The 26,862-nt window shown below is 69.5% G+C and carries 26 protein-coding genes; 21 read left to right on the top strand and 5 right to left on the bottom strand.

Annotation, left to right across the window (positions count from 1 at the left end):
* Positions 1-115 precede the first annotated feature (115 nt).
* From C3481_RS04530 to C3481_RS04500, 7 genes are all read left to right on the top strand, one after another.
* Positions 116-2,395: a polyribonucleotide nucleotidyltransferase gene (locus C3481_RS04530; protein WP_103840953.1), complete on the top strand. Its 2,280-nt coding sequence runs from the start codon at positions 116-118 to the stop codon at positions 2,393-2,395.
* Positions 2,396-2,593: 198 nt separating this feature from the next.
* Positions 2,594-3,637 carry an aldo/keto reductase gene (locus tag C3481_RS04525; RefSeq protein ID WP_023951801.1) on the top strand — a complete coding sequence of 348 codons (1,044 nt, stop codon included), beginning with the start codon at positions 2,594-2,596 and terminating at the stop codon, positions 3,635-3,637.
* Between the two features lie 85 nt (positions 3,638-3,722).
* The gene (locus C3481_RS04520) at positions 3,723-4,322 is read left to right on the top strand and encodes a histidine phosphatase family protein (RefSeq protein WP_023951798.1); all 600 of its coding nucleotides are present in this window, start codon (positions 3,723-3,725) and stop codon (positions 4,320-4,322) included.
* Positions 4,323-4,326: 4 nt separating this feature from the next.
* Positions 4,327-4,902: a GrpB family protein gene (locus C3481_RS04515; RefSeq protein ID WP_071918365.1), complete on the top strand. Its 576-nt coding sequence runs from the start codon at positions 4,327-4,329 to the stop codon at positions 4,900-4,902.
* 83 nt (positions 4,903-4,985) lie between these two features.
* On the top strand, positions 4,986-5,807 hold the full coding sequence (locus tag C3481_RS04510; protein ID WP_064956963.1) for a TSUP family transporter: 822 nt from the start codon (positions 4,986-4,988) through the stop codon (positions 5,805-5,807).
* 10 nt (positions 5,808-5,817) lie between these two features.
* Entirely contained in the window at positions 5,818-6,633 is an 816-nt protein-coding gene (dapB, locus tag C3481_RS04505) for a 4-hydroxy-tetrahydrodipicolinate reductase (RefSeq protein WP_064956930.1), read from the top strand.
* Positions 6,630-7,079: a tetratricopeptide repeat protein gene (locus C3481_RS04500; protein ID WP_064956929.1), complete on the top strand. Its 450-nt coding sequence runs from the start codon at positions 6,630-6,632 to the stop codon at positions 7,077-7,079. Before dapB ends, C3481_RS04500 begins: the two co-directional genes overlap by 4 nt.
* Position 7,080: 1 nt before the next feature.
* On the opposite strand, the gene C3481_RS04495 is transcribed toward C3481_RS04500, so the two are convergent.
* The 3 genes from C3481_RS04495 to C3481_RS04485 all read right to left on the bottom strand — a co-directional run bounded on the left by C3481_RS04495 (position 7,081) and on the right by C3481_RS04485 (position 8,969).
* A complete protein-coding gene (locus C3481_RS04495) occupies positions 7,081-7,995 on the bottom strand; it encodes a TIGR01777 family oxidoreductase (RefSeq protein WP_023951788.1) in 915 nt (304 codons plus the stop codon).
* Positions 7,988-8,413, bottom strand: a complete 426-nt coding sequence (locus C3481_RS04490; RefSeq protein ID WP_023951786.1) for an OsmC family peroxiredoxin — start codon at positions 8,411-8,413, stop codon at positions 7,988-7,990. The genes C3481_RS04495 and C3481_RS04490 overlap by 8 nt, the downstream gene beginning before the upstream one ends.
* Before the next feature lie 121 nt (positions 8,414-8,534).
* Positions 8,535-8,969, bottom strand: a complete 435-nt coding sequence (locus C3481_RS04485) for a thioredoxin domain-containing protein (protein WP_181021908.1) — start codon at positions 8,967-8,969, stop codon at positions 8,535-8,537.
* Between the two features lie 74 nt (positions 8,970-9,043).
* Between C3481_RS04485 and thyX the strand changes: the two genes are divergently transcribed.
* A complete protein-coding gene (gene thyX, locus C3481_RS04480; RefSeq protein ID WP_023951782.1) occupies positions 9,044-9,796 on the top strand; it encodes an FAD-dependent thymidylate synthase in 753 nt (250 codons plus the stop codon).
* Positions 9,797-9,839: 43 nt separating this feature from the next.
* Here thyX and C3481_RS04475 read toward each other — a convergent pair whose 3' ends face one another.
* Entirely contained in the window at positions 9,840-10,379 is a 540-nt protein-coding gene (locus C3481_RS04475) for an NUDIX hydrolase (protein WP_103840949.1), read from the bottom strand.
* 252 nt (positions 10,380-10,631) lie between these two features.
* On the opposite strand from C3481_RS04475, the gene C3481_RS04470 reads away from it, so the two are divergent.
* The 10 genes from C3481_RS04470 to C3481_RS04425 all read left to right on the top strand — a co-directional run bounded on the left by C3481_RS04470 (position 10,632) and on the right by C3481_RS04425 (position 20,987).
* Positions 10,632-11,474: a type IV toxin-antitoxin system AbiEi family antitoxin domain-containing protein gene (locus C3481_RS04470; RefSeq protein WP_258039010.1), complete on the top strand. Its 843-nt coding sequence runs from the start codon at positions 10,632-10,634 to the stop codon at positions 11,472-11,474.
* A 157-nt stretch (positions 11,475-11,631) separates the two neighbouring features.
* Positions 11,632-12,609, top strand: a complete 978-nt coding sequence (dapA, locus tag C3481_RS04465; protein WP_023951777.1) for a 4-hydroxy-tetrahydrodipicolinate synthase — start codon at positions 11,632-11,634, stop codon at positions 12,607-12,609.
* Between the two features lie 51 nt (positions 12,610-12,660).
* A complete protein-coding gene (locus tag C3481_RS04460; protein WP_023951776.1) occupies positions 12,661-14,337 on the top strand; it encodes a ribonuclease J in 1,677 nt (558 codons plus the stop codon).
* A 48-nt stretch (positions 14,338-14,385) separates the two neighbouring features.
* Positions 14,386-17,106, top strand: coding sequence for a DNA translocase FtsK (locus tag C3481_RS04455; protein WP_103840947.1), 2,721 nt, complete (start codon positions 14,386-14,388; stop codon positions 17,104-17,106).
* 17 nt (positions 17,107-17,123) lie between these two features.
* Positions 17,124-17,696 (top strand): CDP-diacylglycerol--glycerol-3-phosphate 3-phosphatidyltransferase, encoded by a 573-nt coding sequence (gene pgsA, locus C3481_RS04450; protein WP_103840945.1) that lies wholly within the window; start codon positions 17,124-17,126, stop codon positions 17,694-17,696.
* Positions 17,693-18,238, top strand: a complete 546-nt coding sequence (locus C3481_RS04445) for a CinA family protein (RefSeq protein ID WP_103840943.1) — start codon at positions 17,693-17,695, stop codon at positions 18,236-18,238. Before pgsA ends, C3481_RS04445 begins: the two co-directional genes overlap by 4 nt.
* Positions 18,239-18,395: 157 nt before the next feature.
* Positions 18,396-18,716, top strand: coding sequence for a helix-turn-helix domain-containing protein (locus C3481_RS04440; protein ID WP_023951772.1), 321 nt, complete (start codon positions 18,396-18,398; stop codon positions 18,714-18,716).
* A gap of 15 nt (positions 18,717-18,731) precedes the next feature.
* The gene (locus C3481_RS04435) at positions 18,732-18,956 is read left to right on the top strand and encodes a DUF3046 domain-containing protein (RefSeq protein WP_023951770.1); all 225 of its coding nucleotides are present in this window, start codon (positions 18,732-18,734) and stop codon (positions 18,954-18,956) included.
* 280 nt (positions 18,957-19,236) lie between these two features.
* Positions 19,237-20,289 carry a recombinase RecA gene (gene recA, locus C3481_RS04430; protein WP_023951768.1) on the top strand — a complete coding sequence of 351 codons (1,053 nt, stop codon included), beginning with the start codon at positions 19,237-19,239 and terminating at the stop codon, positions 20,287-20,289.
* Positions 20,290-20,528: 239 nt separating this feature from the next.
* Positions 20,529-20,987 carry a regulatory protein RecX gene (locus C3481_RS04425; protein WP_237049193.1) on the top strand — a complete coding sequence of 153 codons (459 nt, stop codon included), beginning with the start codon at positions 20,529-20,531 and terminating at the stop codon, positions 20,985-20,987.
* A gap of 59 nt (positions 20,988-21,046) precedes the next feature.
* On the opposite strand, the gene C3481_RS04420 is transcribed toward C3481_RS04425, so the two are convergent.
* Positions 21,047-23,503 (bottom strand): LuxR C-terminal-related transcriptional regulator, encoded by a 2,457-nt coding sequence (locus C3481_RS04420; protein ID WP_181021883.1) that lies wholly within the window; start codon positions 23,501-23,503, stop codon positions 21,047-21,049.
* 344 nt (positions 23,504-23,847) lie between these two features.
* Here C3481_RS04420 and miaB point away from each other — a divergent pair, with 344 nt between their 5' ends.
* Genes miaB through C3481_RS04405 form a run of 3 tightly spaced genes read left to right on the top strand, consistent with a single transcriptional unit; the run spans position 23,848 to position 26,860 of the window.
* Positions 23,848-25,398: a tRNA (N6-isopentenyl adenosine(37)-C2)-methylthiotransferase MiaB gene (miaB, locus tag C3481_RS04415; RefSeq protein WP_064956921.1), complete on the top strand. Its 1,551-nt coding sequence runs from the start codon at positions 23,848-23,850 to the stop codon at positions 25,396-25,398.
* Positions 25,395-26,405 (top strand): tRNA (adenosine(37)-N6)-dimethylallyltransferase MiaA, encoded by a 1,011-nt coding sequence (gene miaA / locus C3481_RS04410; RefSeq protein WP_181021882.1) that lies wholly within the window; start codon positions 25,395-25,397, stop codon positions 26,403-26,405. The genes miaB and miaA overlap by 4 nt, the downstream gene beginning before the upstream one ends.
* Positions 26,402-26,860, top strand: coding sequence for a GNAT family acetyltransferase (locus tag C3481_RS04405; RefSeq protein WP_103840939.1), 459 nt, complete (start codon positions 26,402-26,404; stop codon positions 26,858-26,860). The genes miaA and C3481_RS04405 overlap by 4 nt, the downstream gene beginning before the upstream one ends.
* Positions 26,861-26,862 lie beyond the last annotated feature (2 nt).

The raw sequence follows: 26,862 nt of genomic DNA, 5'->3' as shown, positions 1-26,862 counted from the left end.
GACCAGCGCAGGCGGTTCTCGCGGTTTCGTCCGCGCGCCCATATCTGCCCCGCTCCTTCGCACGATCTCGTGCGCGAAACGCGCGTGCGAGTCTAAACAAAGAAGGAGGGACCTCTTGGAAGGTCCAGAAATCACCGCAGCCGAAGCCGTCCTCGATAACGGCCGCTTCGGCACCCGCACCGTCCGGTTCGAGACCGGACGCCTGGCACAGCAGGCGCAGGGCGCCGTTGCCGCCTACCTCGACGAGGAGACGATGCTCCTCTCGGCCACCAGCGCCGGCAAGCACCCGCGCGAAGGCTTCGACTTCTTCCCGCTCACCGTCGACGTCGAAGAGCGTTCGTACGCCGCCGGCAAGATCCCCGGCTCGTTCTTCCGTCGCGAGGGACGCCCCTCGACCGAGGCGATCCTCGTCTGCCGTCTGATCGACCGTCCGCTGCGCCCGTCGTTCGTCGACGGCCTGCGCAACGAGGTCCAGATCGTCATCACGGTCCTCTCGATCGCGCCCGGCGAGTACTACGACGCGCTCGCGATCAACGCGGCGTCCGCTTCGACGCAGATCTCGGGGCTGCCGTTCTCGGGCCCGATCGCCGGTGTCCGCCTGGCACTCGTTCCCGGTCACGGCGAGCACGAGGACCAGTGGGTCGTCTTCCCGAACCAGAAGGTCGTCGAAGAGGCCGTGTTCGACCTCACCGTCGCCGGCCGGGTCCTCCCCGACGGCGAAGTGGCCATCATGATGGTCGAGGCCGAGGCGACCGAGGGCAGCTGGAACTTCATCAAGGGCGGCGCCGTCAAGCCGAGCGAAGAGGTCGTCGCACAGGGCCTCGAGGCCGCGAAGCCCTTCATCAAGCAGCTCGTCGAGGCGCAGGCTTCGATGGCGGCCTCCGCGTCGCGTGAGCCGGGTGTCTACCCCGTCTTCCCGCCGTACGCCCCCGAGGTCTACGACTTCGTCGCCGAGCGTGCCTACGGCGAGCTGACGAGCGTCTACCAGATCGCCGACAAGCAGGAGCGCCAGAACGCCGACGACGCCATCAAGGAGCGCGTCAAGGGCGAGGTCGCCGCTGCCGTCGAGGCCGAGCAGCTCCCGGCATCCGCGCTCGCGGAGTTCTCCGCTGCGTACAAGTCGGTCACCAAGAAGATCGTCCGCGGCCGCATCCTCAGCGAGGGCGTCCGCATCGACGGTCGCGGCCTGGCCGACATTCGTCCGCTCGACGCCGAGGTGCAGGTCATCCCGCGCGTCCACGGCTCGGCGATCTTCCAGCGCGGCGAGACCCAGATCCTGGGTGTCACCACGCTGAACATGCTGAAGATGGAGCAGCAGATCGACTCGCTGTCGCCCACGACGAGCAAGCGCTACCTGCACCACTACAACTTCCCGCCCTACTCGACCGGTGAGACCGGACGCGTCGGCAGCCCGAAGCGTCGCGAGATCGGGCACGGCTTCCTCGCCGAGCGCGCCCTCGTGCCGGTGCTGCCCAGCCGCGAGGAGTTCCCGTACGCGATCCGTCAGGTCTCCGAGGCCCTCGGGTCGAACGGCTCGACCTCGATGGGCTCGGTGTGCGCCTCGACCCTGTCGCTGCTGAACGCCGGTGTGCCCCTGCGCGCCCCGGTCGCGGGCATCGCGATGGGTCTCGTCTCCGACCAGGTCGACGGTGAGACCCGCTACGCGGCGCTGACCGACATCCTGGGCGCCGAGGACGCGCTCGGCGACATGGACTTCAAGGTCGCCGGCACGAGCGAGTTCGTCACGGCCATCCAGCTCGACACGAAGCTCGACGGCATCCCGTCGTCGGTGCTCTCGGCAGCGCTGACCCAGGCCAAGGAGGCTCGTCTGACGATCCTCGGTGTCCTCAACGCCGCGATCGACAGCCCCGACGAGATGGCGCCCACCGCTCCGCGCGTCATCAGCGTCCAGATCCCGGTCGACAAGATCGGCGAGCTGATCGGCCCCAAGGGCAAGACGATCAACTCGATCCAGGACGAGACCGGCGCCGACATCTCGATCGAGGAGGACGGCACCGTCTACATCGGCGCCACCGACGGCCCCTCGGCCGAGGCCGCCCGTGCCCGCGTGAACGCGATCGCCAACCCCACCAACCCGGAGGTCGGCGAGCAGTTCCTCGGAACCGTCGTGAAGATCGCGACGTTCGGCGCGTTCATCTCGCTCCTGCCCGGCAAGGACGGACTGCTGCACGTCAGCGAGGTCCGCAAGCTCGCCGGCGGCAAGCGCGTCGAGAACGTCGAGGATGTCCTCGGTGTCGGCCAGAAGATCCTCGTTCGCATCACGAAGATCGACGACCGCGGCAAGCTCTCCCTCGAGCCCGTTCTCGAAGAGACCGCTGACCAGGACGGCTCGGCCGCAGCGAGCGAGGGCCCGGAGGCTCCCGCCGAAGGCTGATCCGCTGATCGCCCGGATGCCCGTCCCCGTCTCGGGGGCGGGCATCCGTCGTATCCGGGAGACCGTGATGAAACAGTTATGTGGAATTCACGGCCCGTTCGCGGCAATGCGCGCCCACTGCTGCCGGGTGTCCTACTCTCGAAGTGCGCGCCGAGGAGCCGCGCCCCGCGATTCCTCGGTGTCGACCGGAGGTGTGTGATGTCGGGGGACCGGGTGGCTCAGGCGGCACCCGCTGGTGCGCCCGCCGAGACCGCGGTGCCCGCCGCACCCGCCGTGCATCCCTCCAGCCCGATCCCCGTCCACGGCAAGCCCCTCGGGGCCGACATCCGCGTCGATCTCGGCGAGACCGGCCTGCGGATCTTCCCTCTGATCCTCGGCGGCTCCGAGTTCGGCTGGACCATCGATCTCGCGGCGAGCCATGCCGTGCTCGACGCCTACGTGCAGCGTGGCGGAAACGCTCTGCACACCTCGGACGGCTACGCGTCGGGCCGCAGCGAGCACATCATCGGGCGCTGGCTGGCTAGCCGGGGCAACCGCGACGAGATCGTCGTCACGGTGCGGGTCGGGGGCAACCCGGACAACCCCGGCCTCGGGCCGGTCAATCTCGTGCGGTCGGTGGAGGCTTCGCTCGGACGCCTCGGCATCGAGCGCATCGATGTGCTCTACCTGGATGCCGCGACCGACGGCGTCACGGCGCTCGAAGACACGCTCGCGACGGCGGAGTGGCTCGTCGACAGCGGCAAGGTCCGCTCGCTGGGAGCCGCCGGCTACACCGCGATGCAGCTCGTCGAAGCCCGCATCCTGTCGTCCGCGGGCTACCCGCGTTTCGCCGCCCTCGACGTTGCGTACAACCTCTTGCACCGCTCCGATTTCGACGGCGACCTGCGCTTGATCGCCGGAGCGCAGGGGCTCGCCGTCACACCCTCGCAGGCTCTCGAGCACGGTTACCTCACCGGGCGTCATCGCGATCGTGCCGGTCTGTCGTCATCGGTACGCGGCTCGCAGCTCGCCGCATGGATGAACCGTCGCGGCGCCCGGACGCTGAAGGCGCTCGACCGCATCTCGGAGGAGCTGTCGGTCTCGACGGCGGCGATCGCGGTCTCGTGGCTTCTCGCGCAGCGCGTCGTCACCGCGCCGATCGTCAACGCGAGCCGGCCCGCGCACGTCGACCAGCTCGTGCAGGGTGTCGGCGCCCGGCTCGGCCGCTCGCATCTCGCCGAGATCGCGCGCGCCGTGGAGTGAGCCGATCCGTGATCCCTCGGACCGGCTGTCGGAGGGGTGACGTAGGGTGGATGGCGCCCTGTTCATCGTTTCGAATCGAGCTTCTGTGACGCAGTATCTCTACCTCGTGCGCCACGGAGAGCATCAGGACGCCGAGCACGGTCTCGAGGACGGTCCGCTGTCTCCCCGTGGGCGCCGTCAAGCCGAGCTGCTGGCCGATCGCATCTCCGGCGTGCCGCTCGACGCGGTGTGGCACTCGCCCCTCGAGCGCGCGCAAGAGACCGCCCGCGCCGTCGCCAAGCGCCTGCCCTCGCTCTCGCCGCAGGCCTCCTCGCTGCTGTTCGACTGTGTCCCGACCGGTATGACGCCCGAAACGCCTGCCGTCTACGAGCCGTTCTTCGGGTCGTACACGGAGGCCGAGACCGAGGCGGGCGCGGCGCAGATGGCGGATGCCGTCGGCGAGTTCCTTGCCCGCAAGCCCGACACCCACGAGCTGCTGATCACGCACAACTTCGTCATCGCCTGGTTCGTCCGAGAGGTGCTGCAGGCGCCCGACTGGCGCTGGCTCACGATCAATCAGGCGCACTGCGGGCTGACTGTGCTCGCGCAGCGTCCCGGCCGCCCTTGGACGATGGTGTCGCACAACGACCTCTCGCACCTCCCGGTCGAGCTGCGCACAGGCCTTCCCGACATCCTGCCCGTCTGAGCCGATGGCCGACGAGTCCGGCAACCCCGCGCAGCTCCGGCCGCACGATCCGGTGTGGGCCGTCGAGGCCCGCACGATTCTCGATCGTGTCCGGGCAGCGCTCGACGGGCTGCCGGGAGCGGATGCCGCCCGCTTCGACCACATCGGGTCGACGGCGGTTCCAGAACTCGATGCCAAACCGATCATCGACCTCCAGGTCAGCATCCTTCCGCTGCCCTCCGAAGACGACCTGAGCGCTCGACTGGTCCCTGCGGGCTTCCGCCGCGCGTGGGGGTCGCGCCCCGACTCGCCGGGCGTCAGCCGCGACATCCCTCGGGGCGCCGATGACATCCCTGCCGACGTCTGGGAGAAGCGGCTCTACGTCGCGTCCGGCGCCGACGTGATCCTGCACGTGCGCCGCTCGGATTCGCCGTGGGCGCGCGAGACCGTGCGATTCCGCGACGCGCTGTGCTCCGACCCCGTGCTCCGCGCTCGCTATCAGGATCTCAAGCGCCGGCTGTCGGCCGCGAACGCGGGCAAGGCCGATTACGACGACTACACCCGAGCGAAGACGGCGTTCTTCAGCGACATGCGCGGCTGAGTCGCCCCCCCGGCGGCCCCTCCCGGCGACCCCTCTGGGCGGGACGATTGGACCTGGCGCTCACCGAACCGGAGAATCGATCGGTGCTCGATGGTCCTCTGCTCGCCGACTGGCTTCCCGTCTCCGTCTCCGCGCTGATCTTCCTCGTCGTGGCGGCCGGGGTGGCTGGATGGGTCGACGCGGTCGTCGGCGGGGGAGGGCTGATTCAGCTTCCCGCGCTCGTGATCGGCGTGCCGAAGGATGTCGCCACGCCGTTCATCCTCGGAACGAACAAGCTGTCGTCCTTCGCGGGCACGCTCTCGGCGAGCTGGGTCTACCTGCGGCGCATCCGGGTGCAGCTCGTGCTGCTCGTGCCGCTCGTGGCCGGAGCTTTCGGCGGATCGGCCGTGGGGGCGGCGCTGTCGCGCTACGTCCCGCGGGAGCTCCTGACTCCGATCGTTCTCGTCGCCGTCGTCGCGGTCGCGATCTACACGCTGCTCAAGCCCAAGATGGGCCTGCATCACGAGCCGCGCCACGAATCCCGGGCGGCGATCGTATGGCGCTCGGCACTCATCGGACTCGTCGTGGGCTTCTACGACGGCATCCTCGGTCCCGGCACCGGTTCGTTCTTCGTCATCCTCCTCGTCGCCGTGCTCGGGTACGGCTTCCTGCAGGCGAGCGTCAACGCGAAGATCGCCAACCTCACCACGAACCTCGCAGCGCTCCTCGTCTACGGGGTGCATGGTGAGATCCTGCTGCTCCTGGCCGTCGTGATGGCCGCGGCGAACATGACCGGCGGGTTCATCGGCGCGCGCATGGCGACGAAGAACGGCAGCGGTTTCGTGCGCATCGTGTTCCTCGTCGTCCTGTCGATCCTGGTCGTCAAGCTCGCCTGGGACACGTTCGTGCAGTTCGCGCCCGCGTAGGCTGGTGGTCATGACCACGCGCGTGGCCCTCGTGGGCGGCACCGGAAAGCTCGGCGGCATCATCCGAGACGTCATCGAGGCATCCGATGGCTTCGAGATCTGCGCGGTCCTGACCAGTCGCAGCAGTCTCGACGAGCTCGACGGCGCCGACCTCGTCGTCGACGCGTCGACCCCCGCCGTGTCGACGGATGTGGTCCGGGCGGCCGTCGAGCGCGGCATCAACGTGCTCGTCGGCACATCGGGGTGGTCCCAGGAGCGCATCGCCCAGGTCCGGCCCGCGGTCGAGGCTGCCGGTGTCGGTGTGGTCTTCATCCCCAACTTCTCGCTCGGGTCCGTCGTGGGCAGCGCTCTCGCCGCGGCAGCGGCTGCGCTCTTCCCGTCGATCGAGATCATCGAGGCCCATCGCGAGACGAAGGTCGACTCGCCCAGTGGCACCGCGGTCCGCACGGCCGAGCTCATCGCCGCGGCCCGCGCCGGGGTCGGCCCGGTCGAGTCGCCGCACGCCGATCAGCGCGCCCGCGGACAGAAGGTCGCGAGCGTCCCGATCCACTCGCTGCGTCGGCCGGGCGTCGTCGCCCGTCAGGAGACCATCCTCTCGGGACCGGGTGAGGCGCTGTCGATCGTGCACGACACGATCGATCCGGCGCGCGCGTACGAGCCCGGTATCCGCATCGCGCTCGACGCAGCGCGGGGGGCCCGGGGGATCACCGTCGGTCTCGACAGCTTCATCGACATCGGCATCCGCCCGCCGTCGGCACCGGCGCCGACGGGCCCGGCCGACGAGGGCGACGTTCCCGGCCAGGTCGCGCGCGTCACTGGAGCATGAGCGCCCGCATCCTGACGCTGATCATGGCGGCGCTGCTCGCGCTGTACATCGTCTTCGTCGCGCAGCGCGCCGTGCTCCTGGTCATGACCGGCGAGCCCGTGGGTGTCGTGATGGGCGTCGCGCTCATCGTGCTGCCGGTCATCGCGGCCTGGGCGCTCTGGCGCGAGTTGGCGTTCGGTGCGGGCGCGTCCCGGCTCGGCCGACGCCTCGAGCAGGAGTCGGCGCTGCCGGAGGAGAGCCTCGACCTGTCGCCGAGCGGCCGGCCCGATCGCGCTGAGGCCGACGCTCTCTTCCCGCGGTACCGCGAGGCCGTCGAGGACGCGCCCGAGGACTGGCGCGCCTGGTTCCGGCTCGGGCTCGCCTACGACGGCGCCGGCGACCGGCGCCGCGCCCGGCAGGCGGTGCGCACGGCGATCTCTCTCGAGCGCGCCGAGCGGCGCGTCTGACTCAGCGGGGCGGGACGACGGCGCGGACGGCATCCTCGACGCGCTCGTGCGTGAACACGAAGCCCGACTTCTGCAGCACGGCGGGAGCCACGTCGGTGTCGTTGGTCAGCAGCGCCTCGGTGGCGTCGCTCCCGAGCACGAGCCGCAGCCCCCACTCGGGAGCGCGGACCAGATACGGGCGGTTCATCCTCATAGCGAGGGCGAAGCCCAGGTCGTTGGCCGTCGCGCGCGTCGGTCCGGTGAGGTTGACGGGACCGGCGACGTCGGCGTCGATGAGGTGGCGGATGGCGGCGACCTCGTCGACGAGCGAGATCCAGGGCCACACCTGCGTGCCTCGACCGATCGGACCCGACAGACCCGCCCGGGTCAGCAGCATGAGCGGCTTTAGCACGCCTTCGGGATGCACGACCGGCGCCGTACGCAGGAGGACCACGCGCGCCTGCTCACGAGCGGTCAGTGCGGCCGCCTCCCACTCACCGCACAGGTCCGCGAGGAAGGAATCGCCGCGGGGTGCGGTCTCGGTCATCCGGACGCCGGGACGCGTGGGGTAGTAGCCGACGGCCGAGGACGACAGGAACGCCGGAGCATCCGATCCGAGGGCGCGGACGGCCCTCGCGAGGGTCTCCGTCGGAAGCAGTCGCGACCACACCAGCTCGTGCTTGTAGGAACGCGTCCACGGGAACCGGCCGATGCTCGCGCCGTTGAGGCCCACCACGGCGCGAGCGCCGTCGAGGACGCCCGGGTCGAGCGGACGCTCCCCGGGGAACCACTGGACTTCGTCGGCCGCGATGGGGGAGCGGCGGACGAGGCGCGTGACCTCGATCCCGTCCTCGTGCAGCGCGTCGACGAGGGCGCGTCCGATCAGACCGGACGCGCCCGCGACGACGACGCGGCCCGCGGAGCCCTGATCAGCCAAGCGTGGCCTCGAGGGTGATCTCGATGCCGGCGAGGGCGGCCGATACGGGGCATCCGCTCTTGGCCTCCTGCGCCAGCCGATCGAAGTCCTCGGCAGACAGTCCCGGGACGACGGCGTTGACGTTGAGATGAGAACCGGTGATGCCCGTGCCCGGGATGAAGGTGACCGATGCCGTGGTCTCGACCGACTCGGGCGGCGTCCCGTTCTCGGCCAGCGCGTGGGAGAGGGCCATCGAGAAGCACGAGGAGTGCGCGGCGGCGATCAGCTCCTCGGGAGTCGTCACCGCGCTCGAGCCTTCGCTGCGCGCCTTCCAGTTGACCTCGAAGGGTCCCTGGTTCGAGCTCTCCAGGGCGATCTGACCGGATCCCTCCGTGAGGCTGCCCTTCCAGCTGGTGGTTGCTTCGCTCGTGACGCTCATGACTCTCCTCTTCACAGGCGGCAGATGACGTGCCGCTTCGAGACGGCGCGGTGTGCGCTTGTTTCGAGCCTAGGTCGGCGGGGGCTTCGCCGGAACGTCTTGACAGTTTCCGCCCGCCAGCTCAGACCGAGGCGGAGTCGGCCCGCAGCCTCAGGATCTCGAGCTGCACGACATCCCGTCGAGGTGCACCGCCGAAACGCGTGCGCACGACGCCTCGCCCGTCGAGGACGAGCGTGGTGGGCGTCTGCGCGATCCGGAAGCGACGCGCGATGTCGGGGCGATCGGTCACGTCGACGTCGAGATGGACGACGTCGTCGCAGTCGCGAGCCATCTCCGCGAGTGTGCGGTGCACGGCCGGGCAGCGATGACAGGTCTCGGTGCTGAACTGCAGGAGCGTGGCGGTCCGGCCCAGCGCGTCGGGATCAGCGCCGAGTCGACGCGGGTCGACGACATCGAAACGGGGGATGGGGTAGGGGCGCGAGGCGCGCCACCGCACGAAGACTCCGATCCCACCTGTTACCGCTAACAGGCAGGCCAGGACGACCGCCACCGCCATGAGTTCCACAACAGCCCACAGTAGACCGTCGCGAGCGGCCGGGAGCACTCGGGCGCCGGGGGTAATCTGAAGCTGTGAGCGACGCCGAGCAGACCCCGACCAGTCCCGAGATCGAGTTCCGCAGCGATGTGACGGTCGAGCTCATCCGCTCGAGCGCCGCCGACTCGGATGTCTTGTTCGCGGCTCGCGTGTCGACGCAGGGGGAGCAGACCCTGGATGCCGCCGCCGCAGGCACCGAGGCATCCGGACGCGACCGTGGCCTCATCAACTACCTCATGCGCGACCGCCACGGCTCGCCCTTCGAGCACAACTCGATGACCTTCTACGTGCAGGCGCCCATCTTCGTGTTCCGCGAGTTCATGCGGCACCGCATGGCCTCCTACAACGAGGAATCGGGCCGCTACCGCGAGCTGCGTCCGGTGTTCTACGTCCCCGGGCGCGAGCGCAACCTCAACCAGGTCGGCAAGCCCGGCGCGTACGAGTTCCTGCCCGGCACCGACGAGCAGTTCGCGGTGGTGGACGAGAGCACGCGACAGGCGTCGATCCAGGCGTACGAGGCCTACCGGCGCATGCTGGACGCCGGCGTCGCTCGCGAGGTCGCACGAATCGTCCTGCCGTTGAACATCTACTCGTCGATGTACGTCACGGTCAACGCCCGTTCGCTCATGAACTTCCTGTCGCTGCGGACCAAGGTCGAGGGAACGCACTTCCCCTCGTTCCCGCAGCGCGAGATCGAGATGTGCGCCGAGAAGATGGAGACCTTCTGGCGTGAGCTCATGCCGCTGACGCACGCCGCGTTCAACGCCAACGGACGCGTCGCTCCCTGACGCGTCGCTCACTGGCGTCGGAGGGCGGCGGCCCGAGCTCGACTCAGACGAATCGGCCCAGGCTGATGCCCGCGTAGGCGAGGGCGGCGACCGTCTCGCCGTCGTCGATCCGTCCCTCGGCGACCTGGCGCAGCGCCTCGGCGAACGGGATCCAGACGACACGCTCGATCCCTTCTTCGAGCTGAGACGTCGTGGCATCCTCGGCCGGCGCGAGGCCGTGCGCGAGAAAGACGTGCTCGGGCGCGACGGCGATGCCGTTCAGCGCATTCATCCGGCCGATGGGCTCCCACGCGTCGGCGGTGAGCCCCGTCTCTTCGAGGAGTTCCCGCTTCGCGGCGTCGAGCAGGTCTTCGCCGTCGCTCCCGCCAGCCGGCACCTCGAGCGACAGCCCGGTCGTGTAGCGGTCGACCTCCACGAAGCACACCCGGTCGTGATCGTCGATGGCCACGACGAAGACGGCCGGATGCCGCATCTCGACGACGCCGTAGATGCCGTCGCCCGCCGGCCCGATGACCTCGTCCTCCCGCACCGAAATCCAGCGGTTCTCGTACGTCGTGCGGGTGCTTCGGGTCGTCCAGGCCATGCCGCCACCCTAGAGCGCCCGACCGAGGTGGCCCATGCGGCTCGGGTGGCCCGGGTGGCGATACATCCGTCGGACCGACGGGGCTGGTGTCGCCTGGGCCGGCGTTGGAGGCGCATCGTGCACCGCAAATCCGACGGTTGTATCGGGCTCGCGAATGCTCTGGGCTCCTCCCCAGGCCGCTGCGGGTCTGGCTCGTCCCCAGATGGCCGGTGGCCGGGCTGATGAGATCGCATTCTCGGCGAACGTCGGTGCATGAGTGCGCACGAGCTGGCCACGAGGATCCGCGCGATGGGCGGATGCGTACGGTCGCGGTGGTTGACCACGCGAGGGGTCACGCGACTGCAGCTGACGCGAGCCGTGGAGAAGGGCGCGCTCGTCAGGGTTCGTCACGGCGTCTACGCGACGCCCGATGCCGAGCCGGATGTCGTCGTCGCCGCCGCGCACGGCGGCGAGGTGTGCTGTGCGTCCGCGTTGCGACGGCGCGGCGTGTGGGTGCTCGAGCCGGAGGAACGCCTGCACGTTCGCGTCGGTCGGGCCGGCCGCGTGCACCCGCATGACGGATGCCGTTGCGTCACGCATCACGATGGGGAGGCAGCGGCATTCGGTGCCGTCTCGCTCGTCGACGCGCTCGTGCAGGGGGCGTCGTGCCTCGGCGCGGAGGGGTTCTTCGTGGCGTTCGAGTCGGCGTGGCGGCTCGGGCTGCTCACGCGCGCGGACCGCGCCGAGGTGCGCGCGACGCTTCCGGCCCGCTTCCGATATCTGGTGGATCTCGCCCGTCCCGATGCCGACAGCGGGCTGGAGTCCCTCCTGCGGCTGCGCCTCTCGCGGCTCGGCATCACCGTCGAGAGCCAGGTGCTCATCCGGGGTGTGGGGCGGGTCGACTTCCTGGTCGCGGGGTGCCTCATCATCGAGGTGGACGGCCGTGTCAACCACGAGGGTGCGTCGCTGCGTCACAAGGATCTCGTGCGCGACGCGGAAGCGGCGGCGATCGGCTACGAGACCTTGCGCTTCGACTATGCCCTCGTCGTCTTCGACTGGCCCCGCGTCGAGCGAGCCGTCCTCGCCCGTCTGGACGCGATCCGCCGGCGCGGCTGACGGACGTTCGATACATTCGTCGGATCCTCGGGGCTGGTGTTGCCCGGCAGCGTCTCCGCAACGCCACCAGCACCTCCGATCCTGCGAACGTATCGGCGACCGGGAGTCGGTCCGTCGGCCATACGCGATGCAAAGGCGGAACCGATACCCTGAGACCATGACGCACTCGGGCAATCCCTTCGGACAGGTCCTCGTCGCGCTGGTCACTCCCATGACCGCCGACGGTGAAGTCGATTGGCCCGCCGTCGAGAAGCACATCGACGACGTCATCACGGCCGGCGCAGACGGCATCGTCGTGACGGGCACGACGGGGGAGACGAGCACGCTCACCGACCCCGAGAAGCTCCGCCTCGTCGAGGTCGGAAAGTCGGTCTCGGCCGGCCGCGCCAAGATCATCACGGGAGGCGGCTCGAACGAGACCGCGCACGCGATCGAGCTCTACAAGGCCAGCGAGAAGGCCGGCGCCGACGGCATCATGATCGTCACGCCGTACTACAACAAGCCCACGCAGGCCGGCATCCTGACGCACTTCCGCCTCGTCGCCGATGCGACCGATCTGCCCGTCATCCTCTACGACATCCCGGGTCGCACCGGCGTGCCGATCAAGTACGAGACGATCCTGCGCCTCGCGAAGCACCCCAACATCCTGGCCGTCAAGGACGCGAAGGGCGACTTCAGCGAGGTCAGCCGCGTGCTCAATCAGACCGACCTCATGTACTTCTCCGGCGACGACGCCAACGTCCTGCCCCACCTCTCGATCGGCGCGAGCGGCCTCATCGGCGTCACGGCTAACATCACCGCCACGCCGTACCGCACGATCGTCGACGCGGTGAACCGGGGAGACCTCGCGGCCGCGACCGAGGCGCACAAGAGCCTCGAGCCGCTCGTGCGAGCGGTCATGACGCACGTCCCCGGCACCGTGAGCGCGAAGTACATCCTGCACGGCCTGGGACGCATCTCGAGCCCGCGCGTGCGCCTGCCCCTCGTCGGCCCCGAAGAGTGGGAGGCTGCGATCATCGAGGATGAGCTCGCCCTCGTCTCGGGTGTCCCCGGCGCCGACTTCTCCAACTTCCGTCCCGACCGTAATGCCGCCGCCGGCGGTGCGCTGCCCAAGGTGCACGGGACGACCCGCTAGACGAAAACAATGAGGATGCCGCGCACGTCGGCGTCCCGAGGAAGCGTGCCAATGCCCACGAACGTCTTCAGCCCGCCCGCTCTCGAACCCGGAACGCTGCGGGTCTACCCGCTCGGCGGTCTCGGCGAGGTCGGCCGCAACATGACCGTCTTCGAGTACGAGGGCAAGCTCCTCGTGGTCGACTGCGGCGTGCTCTTCCCCGAGGAGCACCAGCCCGGCGTCGACCTGATCCTGCCCGATTTCGAGCCGATCAGGCATCGCCTCGACGACATCGTCGGTGTCGTGCTGACCCACGGCCACGAGGACCACATCGGCGCCGTTCCCTACCTGCTCAAGCTCAAGGGCGACATCCCCCTCATCGGCTCGGGTCTGACGCTCGCCCTCATCGAGGCGAAGCTCAAGGAGCACCGCATCCGCCCCTTCACCCTCACGGTCGCCGAGGGTCAGGAGGAGCAGGTCGGCCCGTTCGACCTCGAGTTCATCGCGGTCAACCATTCGATCCCCGATGCGCTCGCCGTCGCAGTCCGCACCCCCGCGGGACTCGTCCTCGCCACCGGCGACTTCAAGATGGACCAGCTCCCGCTCGACGGCCGCATCACCGACCTGCGCGCTTTCGCCCGGTTGGGAGAAGAGGGGGTCGACCTGTTCCTCGTCGACTCCACCAACGCGGACGTCCCCGGCTTCACGCCGACCGAGCGCGGCATCGGGCCCGTGCTCGACCAGGTCATCAGCAAGTCGCCGCGCCGCGTCATCGTCGCGAGCTTCTCGAGCCACGTCCACCGCGTGCAGCAGGTCGTGGATGCCGCCGCCGCGAACGGTCGCCGCGTCGCCTTCCTCGGCCGCAGCATGGTCCGCAACATGACCATCGCCGAGAACCTCGGGTACCTCAACGTCCCGGACGGCGTGCTCATCGACTACAAGAAGGCCAAGGACCTGCCCGACGACCGCATCGTCTACATGTCCACCGGTTCGCAGGGCGAGCCGATGGCGGTGCTCTCGCGCATGGCCAACCTCGAGCACGCGATCGAGCCGGGGCCGGGTGACACCGTCATCCTCGCGTCGAGCCAGATCCCCGGCAACGAGAACGCGATCTACCGCGTCATCGACGGGCTGACCAAGCTGGGCGCCAACGTCGTGCACAAGGGCAACGCCAAGGTGCACGTTTCGGGTCACGCCGCGGCCGGCGAGCTGCTCTACTGCTACAACATCCTCAAGCCCCGCAACGTGCTGCCGGTGCACGGCGAATACCGCCACCTCATGGCCAACGCCAAGCTCGCGCAGGACACCGGCGTTCCGGAGGAGCGCACGATCCTCGCCGAGAACGGCACCGTCGTCGACCTGAAGGACGGCGTCGCGGAGGTCGTCGGCCAGCTCGACATCGGATTCGTGTACGTCGACGGCTCGACCGTGGGCGAGATCACCGACGCCGATCTGAAGGACCGCCGGATTCTGGGTGAAGAGGGCTTCATCTCGGTCATCGTCGTCGTGGACGGCAAGACGGGACGCGTGGTGAGCGGCCCGGACATCCACGCTCGCGGTGTCGCCGAGGACGATGCGGTGTTCGAGAGCGTCAAACCGAAGATCGCGGCGGCACTCGCGGAGGCCGTGCAGTCGGGAACGCGCGACAACCACGCGCTGTCGCAGGTCGTCCGCCGCACGATCGGCCGCTGGGTCAACCAGTCGCTGCGTCGGCGTCCCATGATCGTGCCCGTCGTCATCGAGGCCTGACCCGCGTCGTTCCGCGGTAATGGGGGAACCCCCGCGTACCGTGGAGGGATGGCCAGGAGCACGAACGCGCCCTCCGGACGCCGCGCACCGGCGAAGACCTCGACCTCGCGCGCCCGGAAGAGCGAACCGACACCCAAGCGGTACGTGGACGAGTCCGAGCGGCCGCCGGTCATCGCGCGCGCATGGATGGGCCTCGCCCACGCGACGGGCGGGATGTTCCGCGCGTTCGGTCCCGAGACGCTCGAGAAGGACCAGCGCCGCGACGGGCTGCCGTTCCTGCTCGTGCTCCTCGCGATCGCCGGCGCCGCGGTCGAGTGGTTCCTCATCGGGACCGAGGCCGGAACGCTCGTCAGCGCGTACACGGTGGGCTTCCTCATCGGTCGTGAGGCGTTCATCATGCCGGTGCTTCTTCTCTTCCTCGCGGGGTGGCTGTTCCGGCATCCCGCTTCGGTGAACGACAACGGGCGCATCGGCATCGGATTCGGGCTGTTCATCCTCTCCGTTGCGGGCTTCTGCCACGTCTTCGGTGCGCGTCCCGAGCCGAAGGCCGGCGCGCTTCAGCTGAGCGCGTCAGGCGGTCTGTTCGGATGGGCCGTCGGTGAGCCGCTCACCATCCTGACGGCGTACGGCGCCGCTGCCGTCCTGGGGCTCGTGACGGTTCTCAGCATCCTCATCCTCACCAAGACGCCGCCGAACCGTATCGGCAGTCGCCTCGGAGACCTGTACGCCTGGATGTTCGGGGCCGAGCGTCCCGTCGCCGACCCCGACGGCGAAGCCCCCACGGTTGCGTTCTCGCCCAAGAAGGGCAAGAAGGCGGCGCCGGCTGCGGACGAGGATGCCGACGACGATGACGCGCTGCCCTGGTGGCGTCGCAACAAGAGCGGGCGCGAGGAGGATCCCGACGACAGCAGCGCATCGCAGGATCTCACCGAGCTCCTCGGACCATCGGTAGCCGGTTCCGCCGCCGGCGGGTTCGAGCAGGCTGTGGCCACCCCGCCCCCGCTTCCCGATGCGCCGACCGAGATCATCGACCCCAGCGTCATCGAGCGGGCCGCCACCGCGGCGCGTTCGGGGCGCCCGGCCGACACTGCCGTGCGCGACGACCACGACACCGGTGAGATCGACGATCTGCCCGGGCTCACCGGCCTCGGCGGCGACTTCCACGGCCAGCCCCCGGCGACGCCGTACCGCTTGCCCGCCGTCGCGGCGCTCGGCGCAGGCACACCCGCCAAGACGCGGTCTGAGGCGAACGACGCCATCGTGCGTGCCATCACCGGCGTCTTCGAGCAGTTCTCGATCGACGCCAAGGTCACCGGGTTCTCACGTGGGCCGACAGTCACGCAGTACGAGATCGAGGTCGGGCCCGGCACCAAGGTCGAGAAGATCACGGCGCTGACGAACAACATCGCATACGCCGTCGCCTCGAACGAGGTGCGCATCCTCGCGCCCATCCCCGGGAAGAGCGCGATCGGCGTCGAGATCCCCAACACCGACCGCGAGATCGTCACGCTCGGCGACGTGCTGCGCTCCAACGCGGCGACCTCGTCGACGCACCCAATGACGATCGGGGTCGGCAAGGATGTCGGTGGCGGATTCGTCGTGGCCAACCTCGCCAAGATGCCCCACCTCCTGGTCGCAGGTTCGACGGGGTCGGGTAAGTCGAGCTTCGTGAACTCGATGATCACGAGCCTGCTGATGCGGGCGAAGCCCAGCGACGTCCGGATGGTCCTCATCGACCCGAAGCGCGTCGAACTCACGAGCTACGCCGGCGTTCCCCACCTGATCACCCCCATCATCACGAACCCCAAGAAGGCGGCCGAGGCGCTGCAGTGGGTCGTGAAGGAGATGGACATGCGGTACGACGACCTCGCGTCGTTCGGGTTCCGTCACATCGACGACTTCAACAAGGCGGTCGTCGCGGGTGAGATCCAGCTGCCGGCCGGCAGCGAGCGCGTGCTGAAGCCGTACCCCTACCTCCTGGTCGTCGTCGACGAGCTCGCCGACCTCATGATGGTCGCTCCGCGCGACGTCGAGGACTCGATCGTCCGCATCACCCAGCTCGCGCGAGCGAGCGGCATCCACTTGGTGCTCGCGACCCAGCGGCCGTCGGTCGACGTCGTGACGGGGCTCATCAAGGCCAATGTGCCGTCGCGACTGGCATTCGCCGTCACGAGCGTCACGGACTCGCGAGTCATCCTCGACCAGCCGGGCGCCGACCGTCTGATCGGTCAGGGCGACGCCCTGTTCCTGCCGATGGGGACGTCGAAGGCCATCCGCGTTCAGGGGGCCTGGGTCGCCGAGTCCGAGATCGAGAAGGTCGTCGCCCACGTCAAGGGCCAGGCGCAGCCGGAGTACCGCTCCGACGTGGCCGCCGTCGCCGAGAAGAAGGAGATCGACGCCGACATCGGCGACGACCTTGAGCTTCTGCTCGCCGCCGCCGAGCAGATCGTGTCGACGCAGTTCGGCTCGACCTCGATGCTGCAGCGCAAGCTGCGCGTCGGGTTCGCCAAGGCCGGGCGCCTCATGGACCTCCTCGAGTCGCGCGAGATCGTCGGCCCCTCGGAAGGGTCGAAGGCGCGCGATGTCCTCGTCACTCCCGACCAGCTTCCGGCCGTCCTCGCGCGTCTGCGCGGAGAAGACCCGCCCGCGCCGGCTGCGGCTTCGGCCGCTGCGCCCGTCGACCCGGTCGAAGCGCAGTTCGAGGGGCTCGAGGTCGTCGACGGTGACGACGCCTCCGAGGACGCCTGGGGTCTCACCGGGCGCGACTGACGGATAGGCTCGGCTCCGTGGCGATCCCCCGGCAACTGCCCAACGCGATCACGATCGTGCGCATTCTGTGCGCGCCCGTCTTCCTGTGGCTGCTTCTCGTCGACGGCGGATCCGACGGGGCCCTGCGGTGGTGGGCCGGTGTGCTCTTCATCGTCGCGATCGCGACGGACGGCATCGACGGGTACCTCGCACGCAAGTACCGCATCGTCAGCGACCTCGGGAAGCTGCTCGACCCGATCGCCGACAAGGTCCTCACGGGCCTTGCGTTCATCGGGTTGTCGCTGCTCGGAGAGCTGCCCTGGGCCGTCACGATCGTCGTGCTCGTGCGGGAGCTCGGGATCACCGTGCACCGGCTCATCGTGGCAGGCGACCATGTCGTGGCCGCCGCGTGGATGGGCAAGCTCAAGACGGTCGCGCAGGCCATCGCTCTCGCGCTCGCCCTCCTTCCGCTGTGGACGGTCTTCGGCGACGGCATCCACATCGTCAACTCGATCGCGATGTGGATCGCGGTGCTGCTGACCGTCGCGAGCGGGATCGACTACGTCATCACCGCCGTCCGCGGTGCTCGGCGACGCGGAGCGGCATCGTGACGGCACGCGAGCACGTGCACGACCTGCCCGACGAACTGGAGTCGACCCTCGTCTCGACCGGCCGGCGCACGGATGCGGAGCGGCTCATCGACCGACTGGGCGAACTCGGCTGGACGCTCGCCGTCGCCGAGTCGCTGACGGGCGGGCTCGTCGTCGCGGAGCTCGTGGCCGTCTCGGGGGCATCGGCTGTGCTGCGCGGGGGAGTGGTGGCCTATGCGACCGAGCTGAAGCAACGGCTGCTGCATGTCGACGGCGCGCTTCTCGAAGCTCACGGTGCGGTCCACCCTCGGGTCGCGCGCCAGATGGCCGAGGGGGCTCGGGTGGCGCTCGGCCCCCGGGATGCGGCGGCGGATGTCGGCATCGCGACCACCGGCATCGCGGGCCCGGGGTCTCCGGACGGACAGCCTGTCGGGACGGTGCACATCGCTGTCGCCACCGCGCTGGGCGTGCGCATCGAGAGCCTGCAGCTCGAGGGCGATCGGGCCCAGATCCGCGCGGAGGCCACGGCTCGTGCGATCCGATTGACGCTCGACGCGTTGTGACGGAATACGCACGGCGCGGCCGTCGTTCTTGTCATCGTGAGCAGCGCATGTCAACTCTCATGCGACCCACAGCGGGAGCGGGCTAGGGTGACGTGCTGATGAGATACCGTTGTCCACCCGGGACGAGCGAGCACCACGACGAAGGAGGGGGTCCGAGATGATCTTGGTTCGACAGGAGATCGGCGACGTTCTGCGTGACCTCCGCCTGCAGAAGGGTCGTACGCTGCGACAGGTCGCCAGCCGTGCGAGTGTCGCACTGGGGTACTTGAGCGAAGTGGAGCGCGGCCAGAAAGAGGCCTCGAGCGAGATCCTCGCTTCCGTCGCCGAAGCGCTCGACGTTCCGATCTCGAGCATCATGCGCGAAGTCGGCGACCGCATCTCCGTCCTCGAGGGACTCCCGGTTCTGTCGGATGTCGTTCCCGACGACATCGCGGGGCTCGACGGCGATCTCGTCGCCCCCGAGCTCTCGCTGCACTGACCAGCGCTCCCTCCCATGCGTCGCAGTGAGTTCGATCGCGCCGTCGCGGCGGAGTTCGGCGGTCGCGGTCCGGCGCTGATCGACGACCTCGCTCTGGGACCGCTCGGCGATCGCACCGCGCGCCAGGCTCTCGATGCGGGCGAGTCACCGCGTGCCGTCTGGTTGGCGTTGTGCGTCGAGGCAGACGTGCCGGAGTCCCGGCGTTACGGCGTCGGTCGATTGGATCCGCGAGAGCGCTGACTCCCCGTCGCGGGCATCTCGGTCCTCGTGTGTTCGACGTCGGTCGTGATCTTTCGGCGTGTCGTCGAATATCTGTTCGAAACGAGCGTAGTGTCCTGCACAGGTGGTTCCTCCCGTCGAGGTTCCCCGGATACGGGCCGGTCGTCGACCGATGTCGGAGGCCCTCCGTACCGTGGACAGCGTCGAGAGACACACACCATGCCTTGTCGCAGCATCCCGGCGCCCTGCCGGGAGCGCGACAGCCTACAGGCGTCGGAAACGCGAGCATAAGGAGCACGCCATGCCATCACCCGCTGACCGCGAGAAGGCCCTCGAATCGGCCCTCGCCCAGATCGACCGTCAGTTCGGAAAGGGCTCGGTCATGCGCCTCGGCTCCGACGAGCGCGCACCCGTCGAGGTTGTGCCCACCGGGTCGATCGCCCTCGACGTGGCCCTCGGCATCGGGGGGCTCCCGCGCGGCCGGATCATCGAGATCTACGGTCCGGAGTCGTCCGGTAAGACGACGCTGACCCTGCACGCCATCGCCAACGCGCAGCGCGCGGGCGGTATCGCCGCATTCATCGACGCCGAGCACGCGCTCGACCCCTCCTACGCGCAGAAGCTGGGCGTCGACATCGACGCGCTGCTGGTCTCCCAGCCCGACACCGGTGAGCAGGCGCTCGAGATCGCCGACATGCTGATCCGGTCCGGCGCGATCGACCTTGTGGTCATCGACTCCGTCGCGGCGCTCGTTCCCGAGGCCGAGATCAAGGGCGAAATGGGCGACTCCCACGTCGGCCTGCAGGCGCGCCTCATGTCGCAGGCCCTCCGCAAGCTCACGGGTGGCCTGAACCAGACCAAGACGACGGCCATCTTCATCAACCAGCTGCGCGAGAAGATCGGCGTCTTCTTCGGCTCGCCCGAGACGACGGCCGGTGGTAAGGCGCTGAAGTTCTACGCTTCCGTCCGCCTCGACATCCGCCGTATCGAGACGCTCAAGGACGGTACCGAGGCCGTCGGCAACCGCACGCGCGTCAAGGTCGTGAAGAACAAGATGGCGCCGCCGTTCAAGCAGGCCGAGTTCGACATCCTCTATGGGGTCGGTATCTCCCGTGAAGGCAGCCTGATCGACTTCGGCGTCGAACACGGCATCGTCAAGAAGTCGGGTGCCTGGTACACGTACGACGGCGAGCAACTCGGTCAGGGCAAGGAGAATGCGCGCAACTTCCTGATCAAGAACGTCGACATCGCCGCAGACATCGAGAACAAGATCAAGCAGAAGCTCGGCATCGGTCAGCCCGCCGCGACCGCGACGCCCGAGGCCGACGAGCTCGCGGCGCGCCGCCCGGCGTGAGCAGGACGGATCACGGCGGGGGCGAGGCCGAGCGCCTCGCCCCCGTCATCCCGCTCTTCGGGCAAGCGGATGCCGCTCGGTCAGAGGTTCGCCCGCGTAGCGCGGCGGCCCCGGAGAGCGGCCAGAGCTGGCACACCACCTGGACCACCGAGCCGCGAACAGTCGCCTCCGATCCGTCGCCCGCAACTCGATCGGCTCCTCGCGAGCCGGCAGCGGTGAGGCCCGCTGACGAATCCGACGTGCGCGCACGTGCCGAGCGCGCACTGCTCAAACGCCTGCGGGGCAGGTCACTGTCCGTGCGCGAAGCTCGCGACGTCTTGCGCGAGGCGGATCTCGCCGACGCTGAGGCGGAGGCGGTCATCGCCGCTTTCCTCGACAACGGCTATCTCGATGACAGTCGGCTGGCGGAGCAGCTGCTCGATGGGGCGCTCGGGCGCAAGGCGCAGGGCGCCACCGCGATCGCGCAGACTCTGTCCCGCCGCGGCCTCGACCGCGAGGTCATCGACATCGCCATGGCGTCGCTACCCGACGACGAGGCCGAGCGCGCGCTCGATTTCGCTCGGCAGCGCGCCCGCGGCATGTCGGATCTCGACCACGATGTCGCCCTGCGGCGCCTGCACGGGCAGCTGGCCCGGCGTGGTTTTCGGGGTTCGGTGGCACTCGACGCCGCCCGTCAGGCGCTGTCAGAGCTGACCTGAGGGCGACACGAAGCTGGGTCCGGCTCGGCGGGAAGCGCGAGGATCGTGGTTTCGGCGGTTCACCCCCACGTTCGGCGGAAGTTCTGGTGGTCCCGGTCGTCCGCAGCGATGAGGGCCGCGAGATCTTGGCGACTTCGAGCCCCGATCTTGGAGCGCGCTTGATAGATGTGGGACTCGACCGTCCGCACCGACAGGAAGAGGGCGTTCGCGATCTGCCGGTTCGAGAGGCCCCGGTGCACGAGCTCGGCGATCTCGAGCTCGCGCGGGGTGAGTGTGCTCTGTGATTCCGCGGAATCGGGAGATCCGTGCGTGGCCAGGTCGGGGAGGAGCTGCGGCGGGCAGAGGTCGAGTCGCAGGTGAAGGAGCGCCGCCGGGACTGTCATCTCGTTGCTCCGAGCGGCTTGCTCGGCGCTCGCCAGAATCATCCGTGCAGCATCGGACGGAATGTCGCTGACCAGCGCACGCAGATCGTGCAGCGCCGCGCCGGCATCCGGATGCCCGACCACGACGAGACGGTGCAGCGTCCGGGTCTGAAGCATGACGGCATCGGTGCGGCCGCTGATGACCCACGCTTGGGCAGCCGACCGTCGAGCGTCATCCCATCGTCCCTCGGCGAGCTCGATCGTGGCGCGCGTCGCGTGCTCCATGTGCGCGAACAACGGGCTCGGGGTTTCGAGCGGTGCCAACGCGTCCATGAGGTGTCGCGCCTCGCTGACGTGCCCGTACAGGGCGAGTCCGAGCGCGGTCTCGAGGACGATGAGGCCCTGCCCCTCGCCCCCGTTGATCGGGCTGCGTCGGAGAGCCGCGAGAAGCTCGATGCGTGCCTCCAGCACGTGCCCCCGCCGGAGGAGCGTGAGCACGGAGGCGACGCCTGCCAGCGCGAGACTCGTGTCACCGGTGTGCACTGCGAGGCGACGCTCGGCGTCCAGCTGCACGAGCACGTCGGTGTCGTCGACCCCGGCCGTCGTTCGCGCGGCGAGGTCCCGGCAGCGAGCAGCGAGCAGTTCTGCGGCCGAGCCGCGGCGTCCGCCGCTGCGCAGCAGCCACTCGACCGACCGCAGCTGACGTCGCATGTCCTGTTCGCGGCCCAGGTACGCTGACACACTCGCGGCCAGCAGCTCCATGTCGATCCGGTCGGCGTGGTCGAGATCCGGGTGCTCCCGGACGGACCGGAGAACGCCGTCGGCTCGTTCGATCTCCATCCTGCTGATGGCGTCGCGTGCATCGGCGAGCGCGCTGTCGACGGTGAACTCTGCCGCCACGACGGCGTCGGTCTGCGGGCGGGGGGAGCTGTCGAATTGCAGTGCGAGCGTCACCGCGGCGGTGAGCGTCCTCCGTTGGCCATGGGAGGGGAGCGCGTGCAGGTTGAGGTGACTGGTGCGCTTCGCCCCGAGCACGACGTGAGCAAGATCCTCTTCGAGCGCGAGGACCGGCGTGGAGGCGTGCTCGCCCGCCCAGGCGGCGTATGCTGCGGCCGACCCGGCGTCACCCTCGTCGTTGGCGAGGCGTGCGGCATCGGCGAGTACGCGGACGATCAGATCGGCGGACACGTCGGCGAGGCGAGCGGCACTGCCCGACTCGCGTATCCATCGCTCGGCGATCAGCCTCGCCAGCGGTCCATTCCACCATTGACCGCCATCCTCGATCATGCGGTCGGTCGCTTCGCGGACGATTGCCTCGGCTCGGCTCGCACCGGTCGCGCGCGCGGCCGCGCGCGCGACCGCGCGATTGGCGGTCAGGCGGTGTGCGAGGCTGCGGTCGTCCTGCACTATGCCTGCGCTTCGCAGATGATGGAGGACGGTTGTCGGGACGAATCTCGCCGCGTCGCCGAAGGTGATGCCCGGCGCGTGGCCGACCAGGACGAGTGCTTGGAGGGCGGCGTCATCGACGTCGCGGATGTGTGCGCTCAGAGCTGCGGCGAGTTTGCTGCTGGGCGGGGCGTCGTCGATCGCGCGTATCGGATCTTCGCCGCGGGAGACGGCGTCGACAGCGTGATCGGCGAGGGCTCGAAGCAATAGGCGAGAACCGTCGGCCTGCCAGATGATCGCTGCGCGGGTCACACCGTCGAAAGTCTGGTTCGACGTGAACTCGGCGAACAGGCGCGATCCCTCCTCCGGGGTGAAACCGCCGAGGTCCAGCCGTTCGGCCGTCCCATCGAGCCACAGATCGGCAAGAAGGTGACCCGCCGTGTCGAGCTCGCGAGAGGGGATCCGCGGCTCGGAGAGCGCCACGAGCATCGCCGCCTGCCCGCGATGGACCGCACGCGCGACGGCCTCGGCGGACGCGGAATCGAGATGCTGTGCGTCGTCGACCATGAGCACGACCCTGCGCTCGAGCGTGCCCTGCCGCAGCTCGGACGCCCGGGGGTCGGATGAGGCGTTCACGACCCCGTACTCGACGTCTGCGAGTGCGGTTGCTCCTCGGAGGATCACCGGCGACACCGAGCGGGCGGCGAGCGCCTCGGCGACGTGTTGCATCAGGAAGGTCTTGCCCGACCCGAGAGGACCGACCAGCACGGTCGATGCGCCTCGGATCAACGCGTCCGTCAAGGCGCGCGCATCTCTGCCTGCCCCGATGAGGACGTCGCGCGGCGCTGTGGAGGAGGCCGTTCTGCCCGTCTTTCCCGACGTCGGCCATCCGAATCGATCGTCCATCATGGTCCCGTGATGCTCCCCCCGGTTTCACGCTGTCCCTGCTCAACCTAGCCAGCCCGTGAGAGCGGTGCCAATGAGCAATCGCGGAGCGGCTACTGAGCTGGTTCTGAGTTCGCCTCCGCGGTGTGCAGATGGCCCGGGGGCGGACGAGCGCGCACAGGTGAATCGGCGGGACTCCGGACAGCCGATCGTAGAATGAGGGAATCATGTCGACTCCCTCGAGCGCACCCACTCTCATCGCGCCGTCGCTCGCGGCGCGCACCGCCGACGGCCGCGCGCGCACGTACGAGGTGCGCACCTTCGGCTGCCAGATGAACGTCCACGACTCCGAGCGCCTGTCGGGTTCGCTCGAGAGCGCCGGATACCTCCCGGCTGATCCCGGTACCGAGGCCGACGTCATCGTCATCAACACCTGCGCGGTGCGCGACAACGCGGCCGGCAAGCTGTACGGCACCCTCGGGCACCTGAAGTCGCGCAAGGACAAGCGCGACGGTATGCAGATCGCCGTCGGAGGCTGCCTCGCGCAGATGGATCAGGCCGCGGTGCAGCAGAAGGCGCCCTGGGTCGATGTCGTGTTCGGGACCCACAACATGGGGGCTCTTCCGGGCCTGCTCGAGCGCGCGCGGCACAACGGCGAGGCCGAGCTCGAGATCCTCGAATCGCTCGAGACCTTCCCCTCGACTCTCCCGACGAAGCGCGACTCGGTCTACAGCGGCTGGGTGTCCATCTCGGTCGGGTGCAACAACACGTGCACGTTCTGCATCGTGCCGCACCTGCGCGGCAAGGAGAAGGACCGTCGTCCCGGCGACATCCTGAACGAGATCCGTCTGCTGGTCGACGACGGGGCGATCGAGGTCACCCTCCTCGGCCAGAACGTGAACAGCTACGGCGTCGAGTTCGGCGACCGCCAGGCGTTCGGCAAGCTCCTGCGCGCGGCGGGGGAGATCCCCGGTCTCGAGCGCATCCGCTTCACGAGCCCGCATCCGGCGGCGTTCACTGACGACGTCATCGACGCGATGGCCGAGACCCCGGCGGTCATGCCGCAACTGCACATGCCGCTGCAGTCGGGCTCCGACAGCATCCTGAAAGCGATGCGCCGGTCGTACCGCAGCTCGAAGTTCCTCGGCATCCTCGATCGTGTGCGCGAGCGCATTCCGCACGCGGCGATCTCGACCGACATCATCGTCGGGTTCCCCGGCGAGACCGACGCCGACTTCGAAGACACCCTGCGGGTTGTCGAGCAGTCCCGCTTCGCGAGCGCGTTCACCTTCCAGTACTCCATCCGAGAAGGCACACCCGCCGCGACCATGCCCGACCAGGTGCCGAAGGCGGTCGTGCAGGAGCGCTACGAACGCCTCGTCGCACTGCAGGACCGGATCGCCCTCGAGGAGAATCAGAAGCAGCTCGGTCGCGAGGTCCAGGTGCTGGTCTCGTCGGCCGAAGGCAAGAAGGGCGCCGAGACGCACCGACTCACCGGGCGCGCGGAGGACAACCGCCTGGTGCACTTCGAGGTGCCCGACGGCTCCGAGACGCCGCGGCCGGGGGATGTCGTGACGGTGACCGTCACGCATGCCGCGCCGTTCCATCTGCTCGCCGACAGCACCGACGGCTCACCGCTGCGTGTCCGCCGCACCCGGGCCGGTGACGCGTGGGACCGTTCGCTGGCCGAGTCGTGCGGTGTGCCGGCTCCGGCCACGTCGGATGGCGGCCCGCGCTCCGTCTCGCTGGGTCTGCCGTCCCTGCGCGTCGGCGTGTGACCGCAGCTCCGGGCCGGGCCCCCGGCCACCGCGACGGCGAGGATGCCGGGCCGCCGATCCTGTGGGCGATCCTCGGTGCGACCGGCACCGGCAAGACCGGTCTCTCCCTCGATCTCGCCGAAGAGCTCGCCGCCCGCGGACGCCGCGCCGAGATCGTCAACGTCGATGCGATGCAGCTGTATCGCGGCATGGACATCGGCACGGCGAAGATCCCCGAGGCGGATCGCCGCGGCATCCCGCACCATCTGTTCGATGCGCTCGCCGTCGCGGAGGAGGCCGCGGTCGCGTGGTACCAGGAGCTCGCGCGACGCACGATCGATGCGATCCACGGCCGGGGCGCGGACGCGATCCTCGTCGGTGGCTCCGGCCTGTACGCATCGAGCGTGCTGTTCGACTTCCGTTTCCCTCCGCGCGACGAACGGCTGCGCGCGAGCCTTGAGGACGAGCTCGAACGCCTCGGCGCGGGGCCGCTGTTCGCGCGCCTGCGTGCCGCCGACCCGGCCGCGGCCGATCGCATCGATCCGCGGAACGGCCGCAGGGTCGTGCGCGCGCTCGAGGTGCTGGCTCAAGGCGGACGTACCCACGGCGGAGCGCTGCCCGAGGCACCGGTGTTCTGGTCGCCCCGGACCCGGATCATCGGCACCGCGGTGCCGCGCGAGGAGCTGGTCCCGTTGCTCGACGCGCGTGTCGAGGGCATGTGGGCCGCCGGGCTGCTCGACGAGGTCGAGGCGCTGCGGCGGCAGGGCCTCGAGCGCGGAGTGACGGCGGGGCGCGCGATCGGCTACGCGCAGGCCCTCGCGCAGCTGCGCGGGGACCTGAGCGAGGAAGAGGCCATCGCGCAGACGCAGGCCCTCACGCGGCGCTACGCGCGCCGGCAGGTCTCATGGTTCAAGCGCTACGACGAGGTGCGGTGGGTCGACGCCCGCGAGGTCGACGCGGCGTCCGTCGTCGACGGGGCGGCCGCGCCGGGTGATGGAGCGTCCCGGTCGACAGGGGAGGAACGATGAGCATCACCGTGCGCGCATTCGCGCTCGCCGACGAGGACGCGGTCGTCCAGCTGTGGCACGCGGCCGGTCTCACGCGACCGTGGAACGACCCGCGTGCCGACATCAGGCGCAAGCTGACGGTTCAGCCCGAGCTGTTCCTCGTAGCGGTCGATCAGCCTGACGACGGGACGACCGAAGCCGTCGTCGGCAGCGTGATGGCCGGGTACGACGGTCACCGCGGCTGGCTCTACTACCTGGCCTCGGACCCCTCGCACCGCGGACTCGGCGTCGGGCGCATGCTCGTCGCGGAGGCCGAGCGCCTGCTGGAGGCCATGGGGTGCCCGAAGGTGCAGCTCATGGTGCGGCCCGAGAACGAGGCCGTGCGCGGCTTCTACGACGAGCTCGGCTACGAGCCGTTCACCGTGTGGTCGACGGGCAAGCGCCTCGTCGTCGATGGCCCGGGCGGCCCCGCCTAAGC

Origin of the sequence: Microbacterium sp. Ru50 (assembly GCF_002920555.1) — a bacterium.
Lineage (GTDB): Bacteria > Actinomycetota > Actinomycetes > Actinomycetales > Microbacteriaceae > Microbacterium > Microbacterium arborescens.
This window is presented reverse-complemented; position numbering and strand designations above follow the sequence as displayed.

What these genes read in the sequence shown, in the direction of transcription:
- C3481_RS04485 (WP_181021908.1), bottom strand. Translation starts at nt 8,969, where the DNA reads ATGGCGGTGGCGGTCGTCCTGGCCTGCCTGTTAGCGGTAACAGGTGGG.
- C3481_RS04525 (WP_023951801.1), top strand. Translation starts at nt 2,594, where the DNA reads ATGTCGGGGGACCGGGTGGCTCAGGCGGCACCCGCTGGTGCGCCCGCC.
- C3481_RS04405 (WP_103840939.1), top strand. Translation starts at nt 26,402, where the DNA reads ATGAGCATCACCGTGCGCGCATTCGCGCTCGCCGACGAGGACGCGGTC.
- C3481_RS04490 (WP_023951786.1), bottom strand. Translation starts at nt 8,413, where the DNA reads ATGAGCGTCACGAGCGAAGCAACCACCAGCTGGAAGGGCAGCCTCACG.
- recA (WP_023951768.1), top strand. Translation starts at nt 19,237, where the DNA reads ATGCCATCACCCGCTGACCGCGAGAAGGCCCTCGAATCGGCCCTCGCC.
- dapA (WP_023951777.1), top strand. Translation starts at nt 11,632, where the DNA reads ATGACGCACTCGGGCAATCCCTTCGGACAGGTCCTCGTCGCGCTGGTC.
- C3481_RS04475 (WP_103840949.1), bottom strand. Translation starts at nt 10,379, where the DNA reads ATGGCCTGGACGACCCGAAGCACCCGCACGACGTACGAGAACCGCTGG.
- C3481_RS04500 (WP_064956929.1), top strand. Translation starts at nt 6,630, where the DNA reads ATGAGCGCCCGCATCCTGACGCTGATCATGGCGGCGCTGCTCGCGCTG.
- C3481_RS04460 (WP_023951776.1), top strand. Translation starts at nt 12,661, where the DNA reads ATGCCCACGAACGTCTTCAGCCCGCCCGCTCTCGAACCCGGAACGCTG.
- C3481_RS04470 (WP_258039010.1), top strand. Translation starts at nt 10,632, where the DNA reads ATGAGTGCGCACGAGCTGGCCACGAGGATCCGCGCGATGGGCGGATGC.
- dapB (WP_064956930.1), top strand. Translation starts at nt 5,818, where the DNA reads ATGACCACGCGCGTGGCCCTCGTGGGCGGCACCGGAAAGCTCGGCGGC.
- C3481_RS04455 (WP_103840947.1), top strand. Translation starts at nt 14,386, where the DNA reads ATGGCCAGGAGCACGAACGCGCCCTCCGGACGCCGCGCACCGGCGAAG.
- C3481_RS04435 (WP_023951770.1), top strand. Translation starts at nt 18,732, where the DNA reads ATGCGTCGCAGTGAGTTCGATCGCGCCGTCGCGGCGGAGTTCGGCGGT.
- miaB (WP_064956921.1), top strand. Translation starts at nt 23,848, where the DNA reads ATGTCGACTCCCTCGAGCGCACCCACTCTCATCGCGCCGTCGCTCGCG.
- C3481_RS04515 (WP_071918365.1), top strand. Translation starts at nt 4,327, where the DNA reads ATGGCCGACGAGTCCGGCAACCCCGCGCAGCTCCGGCCGCACGATCCG.
- C3481_RS04440 (WP_023951772.1), top strand. Translation starts at nt 18,396, where the DNA reads ATGATCTTGGTTCGACAGGAGATCGGCGACGTTCTGCGTGACCTCCGC.